Origin of the sequence: Pontivivens ytuae, from assembly GCF_015679265.1 — a bacterium.
In the GTDB taxonomy this organism is placed as follows: Bacteria; Pseudomonadota; Alphaproteobacteria; order Rhodobacterales; family Rhodobacteraceae; genus Pontivivens; species Pontivivens ytuae.
In genome coordinates this window covers 292,011-304,103 of the sequence record NZ_CP064942.1, presented here as the reverse complement: position 1 = coordinate 304,103, position 12,093 = coordinate 292,011, and the positions used below count along the sequence as shown (strand labels likewise).

At 68.7% G+C, this 12,093-nt stretch carries 12 protein-coding genes; 7 read left to right on the top strand and 5 right to left on the bottom strand.

Going from position 1 to position 12,093, the window contains the following annotated elements:
* The first annotated feature begins 94 nt into the window (after positions 1-94).
* The 6 genes from I0K15_RS01345 to I0K15_RS01320 all read left to right on the top strand — a co-directional run bounded on the left by I0K15_RS01345 (position 95) and on the right by I0K15_RS01320 (position 6,826).
* A complete protein-coding gene (locus tag I0K15_RS01345) occupies positions 95-1,066 on the top strand; it encodes an ABC transporter permease (RefSeq protein WP_196103666.1) in 972 nt (323 codons plus the stop codon).
* Positions 1,066-1,989, top strand: coding sequence for an ABC transporter permease (locus I0K15_RS01340; RefSeq protein ID WP_196103665.1), 924 nt, complete (start codon positions 1,066-1,068; stop codon positions 1,987-1,989). The genes I0K15_RS01345 and I0K15_RS01340 overlap by 1 nt, the downstream gene beginning before the upstream one ends.
* Entirely contained in the window at positions 1,989-3,695 is a 1,707-nt protein-coding gene (locus I0K15_RS01335) for a dipeptide ABC transporter ATP-binding protein (RefSeq protein WP_196103664.1), read from the top strand. The genes I0K15_RS01340 and I0K15_RS01335 overlap by 1 nt, the downstream gene beginning before the upstream one ends.
* A gap of 114 nt (positions 3,696-3,809) precedes the next feature.
* On the top strand, positions 3,810-5,048 hold the full coding sequence (locus I0K15_RS01330; protein WP_196103663.1) for a multidrug effflux MFS transporter: 1,239 nt from the start codon (positions 3,810-3,812) through the stop codon (positions 5,046-5,048).
* Positions 5,049-5,099: 51 nt separating this feature from the next.
* The gene (locus tag I0K15_RS01325; RefSeq protein ID WP_196103662.1) at positions 5,100-5,900 is read left to right on the top strand and encodes an alpha/beta fold hydrolase; all 801 of its coding nucleotides are present in this window, start codon (positions 5,100-5,102) and stop codon (positions 5,898-5,900) included.
* On the top strand, positions 5,897-6,826 hold the full coding sequence (locus I0K15_RS01320) for a DMT family transporter (RefSeq protein ID WP_196103661.1): 930 nt from the start codon (positions 5,897-5,899) through the stop codon (positions 6,824-6,826). The genes I0K15_RS01325 and I0K15_RS01320 overlap by 4 nt, the downstream gene beginning before the upstream one ends.
* Before the next feature lie 3 nt (positions 6,827-6,829).
* Here I0K15_RS01320 and I0K15_RS01315 read toward each other — a convergent pair whose 3' ends face one another.
* Positions 6,830-7,042: a hypervirulence associated TUDOR domain-containing protein gene (locus tag I0K15_RS01315; protein WP_196103660.1), complete on the bottom strand. Its 213-nt coding sequence runs from the start codon at positions 7,040-7,042 to the stop codon at positions 6,830-6,832.
* Positions 7,043-7,163: 121 nt separating this feature from the next.
* Positions 7,164-8,102, bottom strand: coding sequence for an NAD(P)/FAD-dependent oxidoreductase (locus I0K15_RS01310; RefSeq protein ID WP_196103659.1), 939 nt, complete (start codon positions 8,100-8,102; stop codon positions 7,164-7,166).
* A gap of 48 nt (positions 8,103-8,150) precedes the next feature.
* Here I0K15_RS01310 and I0K15_RS01305 point away from each other — a divergent pair, with 48 nt between their 5' ends.
* Positions 8,151-8,594 (top strand): RrF2 family transcriptional regulator, encoded by a 444-nt coding sequence (locus tag I0K15_RS01305; protein WP_196103658.1) that lies wholly within the window; start codon positions 8,151-8,153, stop codon positions 8,592-8,594.
* Here the strand turns inward: I0K15_RS01305 and I0K15_RS01300 are convergent.
* From I0K15_RS01300 to ggt, 3 genes are all read right to left on the bottom strand, one after another.
* Positions 8,591-9,601 carry a zinc-binding alcohol dehydrogenase family protein gene (locus I0K15_RS01300; protein WP_196103657.1) on the bottom strand — a complete coding sequence of 337 codons (1,011 nt, stop codon included), beginning with the start codon at positions 9,599-9,601 and terminating at the stop codon, positions 8,591-8,593. The two genes, I0K15_RS01305 and I0K15_RS01300, sit on opposite strands and share 4 nt — an antisense overlap.
* Before the next feature lie 94 nt (positions 9,602-9,695).
* Positions 9,696-10,259, bottom strand: a complete 564-nt coding sequence (locus I0K15_RS01295) for a hypothetical protein (RefSeq protein ID WP_196103656.1) — start codon at positions 10,257-10,259, stop codon at positions 9,696-9,698.
* 9 nt (positions 10,260-10,268) lie between these two features.
* Positions 10,269-11,996, bottom strand: a complete 1,728-nt coding sequence (ggt, locus tag I0K15_RS01290) for a gamma-glutamyltransferase (protein ID WP_196103655.1) — start codon at positions 11,994-11,996, stop codon at positions 10,269-10,271.
* Positions 11,997-12,093: the final 97 nt, after the last annotated feature.

Below are 12,093 nucleotides of genomic sequence, written 5' to 3'. Positions count from 1 at the left end.
GATGGGCCGGGACAGGCCCGAGCCAGACGAAACCGAGGCCCGCGAGCGCCGCCGGATACCGTCCGGGGCCATGGCAATAGGGAGAATGAGCCAGATGCTGACCTACATCCTGCGCCGATTCCTGCAGGCAGGCCTCGTCATGCTGGTGGTCTCCGCGGTCAGCTTCTCGCTCTTCAACTTCGCGGGCGACCCGGTCAACAACATGGTCGGGCAGGAGGCGAGCCGCGAGGATCGCGAGCGCATCCGCGACGAGCTTGGCCTCAACGACCCGATCCCGGTGCAATATGTCCGCTTCCTCGGCAACGCGGTGCAGGGCGAGTTCGGGCTCTCCTACCGCCTGCGCCAGCCGGTGACCGAGGTCATCATGGACCGGCTACCGGCGACGCTGGAGCTCGTCTTCGTCTCCGCCATCATCGCGATGGGGCTGGGGATCACGGCGGGGGTCTATACGGGGATCGCGCGAAACACCTGGTTTTCCCGCTTTATCCTGTCGTCGTCGCTGGTGGGCGTCAGCCTTCCGACCTTCATCATCGGGATCTCGCTCATCTACCTCTTCGCCGTGCAGCTCCGATGGCTGCCCTCGAACGGGCGGCCGGGCACGGTGGATCTCGGCTGGTGGCGCACCTCATTCCTGACGGCGGACGGCTGGCGGGCGATCATCCTGCCGGCGATCACGCTGTCGCTCTTCCAGCTCACCATGATCCTGCGCCTCGTCCGCGCCGAGATGCTGGAGGTCATGCGCACCGACTTCATCAAGTTCGCCCGTGCGCGCGGCCTGCCCGAGCGCATCATCAACTTCCGCCACGCGCTCAAGAACACGCTGGTGCCGGTCATCACCATCATCGGGATCAATATCGGCGGTCTGATCGCCTATTCCGTCATCACCGAGACGGTGTTCCAGTGGCCGGGCACGGGCCTTCTCTTCATCCAGGCGGTCGAGTTCGTCGATGTGCCGATCATGTCGGCCTACCTGATGTTCGTCGCCCTCCTCTTCGTCACCGTGAACCTGATCGTCGACCTGCTCTACGCGGTCATCGATCCCCGTATCCGGATCGGAGCCACCTGATGCGCGCGCTCACCCGTTTCCGCACCGCGATGATCGACAGCGATATCGCCTATTCCTTCTGGCGCTCGCCCGGCGCGATCATCGCCGCCGCCGTCACGGTCGGCGTGATCTTCGTCTCACTCTTCGCGCCGGTCTTCGCGCCCTTCGATCCGTTCGACCCCGCACAGGTCTCGCTCTGGGACGGCAAGCTGCCGCCCGCCTGGGCGGAGGGCGGACAGCCGCAATACTTGCTGGGCACCGACAACCAGGGCCGGGACATGTTCTCGACCATCCTCTATGGTGGGCGGCTCTCGATCATCATCGGGGCGGCGGCGGTGCTTCTCGGCATGACGCTGGGCGTCGTGCTCGGCGTGATCTCGGGCTATGTCGGCGGCTGGGTCGATACGGTCATCATGCGCATCGCCGACGTGCAGCTCACCCTGCCGGGGATCCTTGTGGCGATCCTGATCAACGGGATCGGGCGGCAGTTCATCCCGCCGGACCGGATCGACGAGTTCTCGATCTACGTGGTCATCATCGCCATCGGTCTGACCGACTGGCCCCAATTCGCACGCGTCACTCGCGGCGCGGCCCTCGTGGAGCGGCAGAAGGAATACGTGCAGGCCGCCCGTGTCATCGGGCTGCCGGGCTGGCTGATCATGGTGCGCCACATCGCGCCCAACGTGCTGCGGCCCGTGCTGGTGCTCGCCACCATCGGCCTGGCGCTCGCCATCATCGCGGAGGCGACGCTCAGCTTCCTCGGCCTCGGCGTGCCGCCGACCACGCCGTCGCTGGGCACGCTGATCCGCGTGGGCAACGAGTTCCTCTACTCGGGCCTGTGGTGGATCACCTTCTTCCCTGCCATCGCGCTCGTCATCCTGGTCTTCGCCGTGAACCTGCTCGGCGACTGGATGCGCGACGCCCTCAATCCGAAGCTGCGCTGATGAGCCTTCTCGAAGTCAAATCGCTCGACGTCGAATTCCCGACCCGCCGGGGCGTGGTGAAGGCCGCGCGCGGCGTGAAGCTGGAGGTCGCACCGGGGGAGATCGTGGGGCTGGTGGGCGAGAGCGGCGCGGGCAAGTCCACCATCGGCAACGCCATCATCGACCTGTTGGAGCCGCCGGGCCGGGTCGCGGCCGGCGAGGTGCTCTTCAAGGGCCGCGACCTGCGGAGCCTCTCGGAGCCCGAGATGCGGCGCATCCGCGGCCCCGAGATTGGCATGATCTTCCAGGACCCGCAGACCTCCCTCAACCCGCTCCTGCGCATCGGCGAACAGCTCGTGGAGTCGATCCAGAACGCCCGCGGCGTGAGGGAGGCGGAGGCCGAGGCGATCGCCCTCGAACTCCTCGAAGCCGTCGGCATCCCCGAGGCGAAGGCGCGGATGAAGGCTTTCCCGCACGAGTTCTCCGGCGGCATGCGCCAGCGCGTGGTCATCGCACTCGCCCTCTGCGGCGACCCGGACCTCGTCATCGCGGATGAGCCGACCACGGCGCTCGACGTCTCGATCCAGAAGCAGATCCTCGACCTCATCCAGCGCCTCTGCCGCGAGCGGCAACTCGGCGTGGTCCTCGTCACCCACGATATCGGCGTGATCGCGGAGATCGCGGACCGCGTCGTCGTCATGTATCGCGGCGAGGTGGTGGAGACGGGCGACACCGCCCAGATCCTCGGCGCGCCGCGCCACGAATACACCAAGTCGCTGATCTCCGCCGTGCCGCGCGCGGACGTGAAGCTGCACCGCTTCTCCAGCGTCGATTACATCGACGGCTCGGAGCCCACGCCGAAGATCGACATCCGCACCCACTGGCTGGGCGCCGCGCGGGAGGAGAAGACGGGGGCGGAGGCCATCGCGGTCGAGAACCTCAACCTCTCCTTCGTGCTGGAGAAGTCGTTCCTCAAGTCGCGCCGCCGCATGCTGCAGGCGGTCAACGACGTGAGCTTTATGATCCGGGAGGGGGAGAGCTTCGGCCTCGTCGGCGAGTCTGGTTCCGGCAAGTCCACCGTCGCCCGCATCGTGGCCGGACTCTACAAGCAGGACAGCGGCTCCGTGCGTCTGCTGGGCCAGGAGGTCCACGGCAACTGGCGCGATCCGGCGGAGAAGGCGGCGCGGCGCAAGCTCCAGATGATCTTCCAGGATCCCTATTCGAGCCTGAACGCCCGGATGCAGGTCATGGACATCGTTGCCGAGCCCATCCGCTTCCACAAGCTGACGGGATCGGAGACGGAGACGAAACAGATCGTTCGCGACCTGCTCGACCATGTGGGCCTCGGGGCGGCCGCCGCGCAAAAGTACCCGCACGAGTTCTCCGGCGGGCAGCGGCAGCGCATCTCGATTGCCCGCGCGCTGGCGAGCCGTCCGCGGATCCTGATCTGCGACGAGCCGACCTCCGCCCTCGATGTGTCGATCCAGGCCCAAATCCTCAACCTGCTGAAGGACTTGCAGGAGGAGCTTAACCTCACGCTCCTCTTCATCTCCCACGACCTGCCGGTGATCCGCCAGATGTGCGACCGCGTCGCCGTCATGCAGCGCGGGCAGATCCGGGAGCTGGCGGAGACCGAGCAGCTCTTCACCCGGCCCGGCGACGACTACACCCGTTCGCTGCTTCAGCAGATGCCGCGGATGGACCTCCTGCGCCCCGCGGCGGAGTAGCGCCGGGCTTGGCATCGCCGCGCGGCGCCCCATGTTGAGGGTCCGCGCGCCCCGTTCCCCGGACCCGGCGCCGACCGCCCCGGATCGGGGGCCGCCAAGCAGAAGAGACACGTCATGTCCGCCCAAGCCGCGAGCCGCTGGCTCGACCGATCGTCGCCGCCGCACATCATCACGCTGGTCCTGCTGGCCGGCACGGGGGCGCTGAGCCTCAACATCTTCCTGCCCTCGCTGCCCGGTCTGGCGGAGTGGTATCAGGCCGATTACGCGGTCGTACAGCTCGCGATCTCCGCCTACCTGGCGGTCACGGCGGTGCTGCAACTGGTGATCGGCCCGCTGTCGGACCGCTACGGACGGCGGCCGGTGATGCTGGTTGCACTGGCGATCTTCTGTATCGCAACACTTGGCGCGCTCTTCGCCCCCACCATCGAAAGCTTCCTCGCCTTCCGCTTCCTGCAAGCAGTCATCGCCTCGGGCTTCGTGCTGAGCCGCGCGGTGGTGCGCGACATGGTGGGGCCGGATAAGGCCGCGAGCATGATCGGCTATGTCACCATGGGCATGTCGCTGGTCCCGATGATCGGCCCCGCGCTCGGCGGGCTGCTAGACGCGGCCTTCGGCTGGCAGGGCTCCATCGCGCTGATGCTGATCTTCGGTCTGCTCGTGCTCTGGATCACCTGGGCCGATATGGGGGAGACGAACGCCGTCCGCTCCGCAAGCTTCGCCGCGCAGTTCCGGGCGTACCCCGAGCTCGTGCGCTCCCGCCGGTTCTGGGGCTATGCGGCGACGGCGGCCTTCGCCTCGGGCGCGTTCTTCGCCTTCCTCGGCGGCGGACCGTTCGTGGCGAGCGAGCTTTTGGGCATGGGGCCCAAGGCGGTCGGGCTCTACTTCTTCTTCGTGGCCTTCGGCTACATGCTCGGCAACTTCTTCTCCGGCCGGTACGCGGCGCGGGTGGGGCTCAACGGCATGATGATCATGGGCGGTGTGGTCGCGGCCTCCGGCGTCGGGCTCGCCATCGTGCTGTTCGGTCTGGGGGTAATGCACCCGATGTCGCTCTTCGGGCCGATGTTCTTCGTGGGCATCGGCAACGGGCTGACGCTGCCCTCGGCAAATGCGGGGATGGTGAGCGTGCGCCCGCATCTGGCGGGCTCCGCCTCCGGCCTCGGCGGGGCGCTCATGATCGGTGGCGGGGCTGCGCTGTCGGCCGGGACCGGCGCCGCGCTTAGCATCGAGACCGGGCCGTGGCCGCTGATCGGTGCGATGTTCGCCGCCTCGCTGATGACCGTGATCTCTGCGCTCTACGTGATCCGGCGCGCCCGGCAGGTCGGCGCGCTGGGGACGGAGCAACCGGCGGAATAGCTTGATCGCGTTGCGGTTGTCCTCTTGGATGAAGGCCGGAGGACGCCGCCTATGCTGCTCGAGATCGATGCGCAGAACGCGCTCTACTACATACACCATCCGCCTGCGGACGACCGTCCGACCTTCGTCTTCGTCAACGCGCTGACCGGCTCGACCCCGGCGTGGGAGACGGCGGTCGCACCGGCGCTGCGGGCCGAGGGCTACGGCACGCTGAGCTGGAATTTCCGAGGGCAGGCCGAAAGCCGGTTCGGTCCGGACGTGGCGATCACCGCCGAGCTGATCGCCGAGGATCTGGGGCGGCTCTTGGCCGAGGTCGCGCCCGCGCGCCCCGTGCTCGTCGGCGTCTCCATCGGCGGGCTCTACGCGGCCCGCGCGGTGCTGGCCGGGGCGCAGGTTGAGGGGCTGGTGCTCCTCAACACCCTGCGCGAGATCGGGCCGCGCATCGGCTGGATCAACGACGCCATGCCGCAGCTGGTGGCCGAGGGCGGGTTCGAGCTGATCCTCGACGTTCTGCTGCCCCTCCTGGTCAATGCGGAGTTCGCGGAGAAGGCGCGGGCAGGCGCGCTGAAGGGCGGCTACGCGCCCCTCGACCCCGAGCACGGGCACATGAACCTGATGCGCCATGCCCCTGACACGGATTGGGAAATCCCCTACGAGCAGCTCGATCTGCCGGTGCTGGTGATCACCGGCCTGCAGGACCGCGTGTTCCTCGACCGCGAGGTGGTGGACCGGCTCTATGCCCGCCTGCCGAACGCACAGCGGCAGGACTGGGAGGATACCGGCCACCTGATCCCGCAGGAGCGGCCCGAGAAGCTGGCGGCGGCACTCGCCGCCTTCGGAGCGGCCTTGTGAAGATCGCGCCGAGATGGGCCTACCCGGTCGTCTTCGTCGGCGTCTGCGGGCATGCCTCCTCGGAATTCTTCGCCGTACTCTCCGGCGTCTCGGGGCCGGAGGTCAGCGTCTGGCGCTACCTTCTCGGCGGCTTCGGCCTGATCGTCTGGGCCCTGATCGACCGGGACAGCCGGGATCTGATCTCGCCCCTGAAAGCCGAAGGCTGGCGGATCGTCTGGCTCAGCTTCTTCGGGGTGACGCTGACCTATCTCGCCTTTCACTGGGCGCTCGACTACGCGACCGTGATCCAGGTGGCGACGGTGGTCACGACCATCCCGATCTTCGTGGCGCTGGCCAACTGGGTGGTGAACGGCGTGGCGCCGGGCGCGGTCAAGATCGTCACCGGGGCGATGGCGGTGATCGGCGTGGTCCTCCTGCTCACCGACGGCGCGATCGAGGCGCTGGCGGGCACCCCTGGCACGCTGTTCGGCGTGCTGCTCGCTGTGATCTGTGCCGCACTCGGCTCCTTCTACGCGGTGCTCGTCAAACCCGTCATGGGCCGCCACGGCGGGCTGAAGATCATCGCGCTGACCATGATGATCGGCGGGATCGGGCTGTGGCTGCTGGTTGGCAGCGTCTGGAGCATATGGGTGAACCCGCTGACGCTGGGTGAACGGCCGGCGATCGCCGTGTGGTCGCTGCTGATCCTCGCGCTCTGGAACACGACGATCACGCAATTGCTGTGGTTCGGGGGGCTCGCGGCGGCGCCCGACATCACGCGGGCGTCGTATCTCTTCTTCCTCAAGCCGGTGATTGCGGCGGGGCTCGCGATCTTCATCCTCGCGCAGTACCCCACGCCGCTGCAGGTCGCGGCCATCCTCGTCGTGACCGGATCGGTCTTCGTCGAGATGTTCTGGCCGCGCCTGCGTCAGCTTGCAACCCGTTGAGGATCAGGCTTTTTCCAGCTCGCTTTCGGACTTCAGCACCTCGTCGCCGTCCTCCTGCTCGATCCTGAAGGCGGGGTTGTCGTCATCCGCGTCGCGGGTGACCTCGGCCCCGTCGATCTTCAGCGTGATCTTCTGCGTGTAGCGCTTCACGACCTCGCCCGTGGCGCTGCCGTTGCCCCAGTTCCACTTCACCTTGTCGCCGACCTGAATGCCCATCTTCCAATCTCCGTTTGCCTGAATACAGGGTTAACAGGGCGGGTCGATGGGCGGTTCCCGCGGCAAAAGCGCGGTATGACATGCGTGCACCGCCGAAAGGTTAATCCGGCGGTCACATCTGTTAACCTTTCGCGTACGGGTTCGCATCGACCCGCAGCGACTGGTGGCAGAAAGCTCCGGCCCGCGCCCCGTCCGCCGCCGCCCAGGTCGCGCTGTAGCCGATGCGCGCCAGATCCCCGGCGGCGTAAATCCCGGGCACCGAGGTCATCTGCACATCGTCCACCGCGACGTAAGGCCCGAACGGCCCGTCCTCATGCGCGCAGCCGAGCTGGCGGGCGAGGTCGCAGGCGGGCTCGGCCTCGCTCACCATGTAGAGCACGTCGCGCGCCACCTTGCTGCCATCCGCGAGGTGCAGCGCGACCAGGCGACCGTCCCGCTGTTCGAGGCGGGCGACCTCCGGCTCCACGACGTCGATGCCGCGGGCGGCAAGGTCGGCGCGGTCCTCCGCCGCGATCTCGTGCCCATTGGCGAAGAGGACGAGGTCGTCGCTCCAGTCCCCGAGAATGCGGGCCTGGTGCAGGCTCGGCGCGCCGGTGAACAGGATGCCGGTGGGCCGGTCGGCCATCTCGTAGCCGTGGCAATAGGGGCATTGCAGCACCGTCCGGCCCCAGCACGCGGCAAGGCCATCGAGTTCCGGCAGGAGGTCGCGCATCCCGCAGGCGAGGACCAGGCGGCGGGCGGCGAGGGTGCGGCCCGTGGCGGTCTGCAGACGAAAGCTCTCCTCCCCCGAGCAGACCGAAATCACCCGCTCCTCGTGCAGCGTGACGGTGGGGTAGGCGAGGACGTCGCGGCGGCCCGCGGCGCGCATCTCCTCCGGCGAGCGCCCGTCCATGCCGAGAAAGCCGTGCCCGGCGGTGGCGAAGCGGTTCCGGGTCAGCCCGTCATCGAAGAGCGCCACGGTGCAGCGTGCGCGGGCGAGGTAGAGGGCGGCGGTCAGCCCCGCGAAGCTGCCGCCGATCACGGCGGCGTCCACGGGCGGGGTTGCGTCGAAGGGGGACATGGGGGACCTTTCACGTAACTGGACGAATCACATAACTATGATGGTTACATGAAGCGGAATGGCAAGCTCTCCCTCGCACTGCACGCGCTCGGCCACATGGCACGGGCGGGCGACGGCCCCCTGCGGTCGGAGGATCTGGCGGCCCATCACCAGACCAATCCGGTCGTGGTGCGCCGCGTGCTCGGCGTCCTGCGCGACGCGGGGATCGTGAGTTCGGAGCGGGGGCATGCGGGCGGCTGGCGCCTCGCCCGCGCGGCGGAGGAGGTGAGTGTGGCCGAGGTCTACGCCCTCTTGCGCGAGCGGACCTTCGCCGCGGATCCCGAGGCCGCAACCTCGCCCTGCGCTATCGAGGCGCGGCTCCATGGCGTGATGGCGGAGGCCGCGACGGCGGCGGAGGATCGGCTGCGCGAGCGCCTCGCCACCGTCAGCATCGCTGATCTCGCCTGCGCGATGGACGGGGCCGCCGGGGAAGCGGCCCCGGGGCTGCCCTAACCGACGGTCAGCACGGTCTTGCCGATGGCCGTGCCGCTTTCCTGCAGGCGGTGGGCGTCGCGCAGGGTCTCGACGCTCATCACCCCGCCGTCGTGGTTCGCGGTGGTGACAAGCGTGCCCGCGTCCACCAGCTCCGCCACGCGGGTCAGCAGGCGGTGCTGCGCGTCCATGTTCGGCGTCTCGTAGACCGAGCGGGTGAACATGAACTCCCAGTGCAGCGCGATGGATTTCCACTTCAGCAGGCTGATGTCGATCTTCGCCGGATCCGGGTCATCGATCAGGCCGAAATGGCCCTGCGGCGCCATCAGTTCCGCGATGGCGGGGAAGTGGCGGTCGGTGCCGTTGGTGCCCGCAACATAGCGGGGGGCGAGGTTGAGGGCGGCAACCTGCTCCACCAGATCGCCGCGGTGATCGATGACGTGATGCGCACCCATCTTCTCCGCCCACGCCCGCGTTTCGGGGCGGGAGGCGGTGGCGATCACCGTCAGATCCGTGAGCTGCCGTGCGAGCTGGATCAGTATGGAGCCGACACCGCCCGCGCCGCCGATCACCAGCAGGGCGTCGCCCTTGCCCGAGCCCTCGGCGATGCCGAACCGATCGAATAGAAGCTCCCACGCGGTGATCGAGGTCAGCGGCAGGGCGGCCGCCTGCGCGTGGTCGAGGCTCGCCGGCTTGCGCGCCGCGATGCGCTCATCGACGAGGTGCAGCTCCGCATTGGTGCCCGGCCGCGCGATGCTGCCCGCGTGGAACACTTCGTCGCCGGGTTTGAAGAGCGTGACCTCCGGCCCGACGGCGCGCACGATGCCCGAGGCGTCGAAGCCGAGCACGCGCGGCCCGTCCTCCGGCGCCACACCGGCACGCAGCTTCACATCGACGGGGTTCACGGAGATCGCCTTCACCTCCACCAGCAGGTCGCGAGGGCCGGGCTGCGGCTCGGGCAGGTCGAGCGCGGCGAGCGCCTCCGCGTCGTCAAGGGGCAGGGGGCGGTGGTATCCGATGGCCTTCATGGTGTCTCTCCTTTCGCCAGGTGGGCGAGAGGTGGAGAGGCGGCTTCACCGCCGCAAGAACGGCGTTTTCGGCCCCTAAGGCACCGAAAGGATACTATGGCCGACCGAGCAGATCGGTGGCGATCCCGGTCGCCGCCAAGGCGAGACCCACCGTGCCGATCGCGTGCCCTCCGGTGACGCGGTTGAGCAGGTGGACGAGGGCGCGGATCAGCCGGGTTGCCGCCAGCAGAGCCAGTGCCGCGATCAGAACCGCGAACGGCAGCAGTGTCAGGAGCGCAAAGATCGCGGCGAAGACCATGGCTCCGATGCGTGCACTCTCGTCCCCATAGGCGATCAGCAGAAGCGCAAGGATCAGGACAGCCACGGCGATCAGGAAGGCGGCGAAGAGGCCGATGCCGGAGAGGATGCCCACGGCGAGGGACCGCAAGTCGGGTACGCGCGAGGTGTCAGGCGCGGGCGGCCCGCCCTCAACATTGGCGAACATCAGGCGAACCGGCACGACGGCCACGGCGGCGAGCCCCGGCGACAGCCGGTCTGACCAGCGCACCAGCCGCTCGGGCAGGGCATCGATCCAGGTTTCGAGGCGGGCGCTGGCGCGGGGCAGGTAGATCTCGATCACGGTGAGCGCGAGGCCCACGAGATCAAGACCGATCCCCATCGGCGCGCGCTACTCCCCGATCACGGCACCTTCGCGGCGGGGGTCGGCGGCGCCGGTCATCGTGCCGTCCTCCCCGATCGCCACGACATGGAGGCCGGAGTTGAGGTCGCGCACGTTGGTCTCGTGGCCCAGCTCCTGCAGCACGGTCTCGAACTCCACGGCGTCGCTGCCCTCCTCAAGGTCCGTCGCGCCATTGCGGTTGACCACGTGCCCGTCGGAGATCGCGGCGAGCGGGCCCATGCCGAAATCGATCATCTGCACCAGCGAGCCCGCGACGTAGTTGATGATCCGGCTGCCGCCGGGCGAGCCGATCAGAATCGAGGGCGCGCCGTCCGTCATCACGATGGTCGGCGCCATGGAGGAGCGCGGCCGCTTGCCGCCCTCCACCCGGTTTGCGATCGGCCCCGCATCGCCCTCGGGCCGGAAGGAGAAATCGGTAAGCTCGTTGTTGAGCAGAAACCCGTTGGTCATCACGCGGCTGCCAAACCCTGTCTCGATCGTCGTGGTCATCGAGATCATGTCGCCGTGCCGGTCCACGATCACGAAATGAGAGGTGCCCGCCCGGTCGGGGCTGGTGTCGGGCGACCACAGGCGCGTCTCGTCCCACGCCGGAAGCCCCGCCTCCGCCTCACCCATGCTGGTCACCGGGTCGATCAGCGTCGCGCGGTCGGCGAGGTATTCTGGATCGATCAGCCCCTCGGTCGGCATGTCCACGAAATCGCTGTCGGCCATGTACTTGCCCCGGTCGGCATAGGCGAGGCGCGCGGCCTCCAGGTACATGTGCCAGGCATAGGGCGGCTCCATCGCCGAGAGCTCGAAGCTGTTGAGCATGCCGAGGATCTGGCCCACCGTCAGCGCGCCCGAGGACGGCGGACCCATGCCGCAGACATCGTGAACGCGGTAGGTGACGCAGACCGGCGGGCGCTCGATCACCTCGTAGGCGGCGAAGTCCTCCAGCGTGAGGATCCCCGCATTGCTCTCGGTCTGCACGGCGGCGACGATGTCGCCCGCGATCGCGCCGGTGTAGAACGGTGCGATCCCCTCGGCGGCGATCAGGCGCAGGGTGCGGGCGAAGGCGGGGTTGGCGAGCGTGGTGCCCGCGGCCTTCGGGCTGCCGTCCTCCTCGAAGAAGTAGGCGGCGGTCTCCTCGAACCGGGCGAGGTCGCGGTCCATCGCCCCTTCGATGGAGGCGGCGAGGCGGGGGCTGATCTCGAACCCCGCTTCCGCCATGTCGATCGTCGGTTGCAGCAGGTCCGCCCAGGGCGTGCGGCCGTGGCGGGCGTGCATATGATCGAGCAGCGCCAGCGTGCCCGGCACCCCGACCGAGCGGCCGCCGATCACCGCGTCCCAAAAGCTCGCCGGCGGCTCTCCATCGGCTCCCAGCCAGTAATCCTCCCGCGCGGCCTGCGGCGCTGTTTCGCGCCCGTCGAAGGTGGTAAGGCTCCCCTCGGAAGCGTCCCAGTAGACAGCGAAGGCCCCGCCGCCGATGCCCGAGCTTTGCGGCTCCACCAGGTTGAGCATCATCTGCACCGCCACCGCCGCATCCGCCGCGGAGCCGCCGGCGGCCAGCACGTCGGCCCCGGCCTGAGCGGCGAGCGGGTTCGCGGCCGCCACGATGTACTCGGTCGCCGTTGCCTCGCCCTGCTCGGTCAGGCCGGTGCCCGCCTCGGGCTGCGGAGAGGCGTCCTGCGCCGCGGCGGGGAGGGCGGCGAGAAGGGCGAGCGTCAGGCGTTTCATGGGATCTCCTCCATCCGGCGCGGGCGGTGCGCACCGCTTTGAGGCGAAAAGCTAGCGCAGCCCTCAACCGCGGCGAGGGGGTTGACGGTTGTGAACG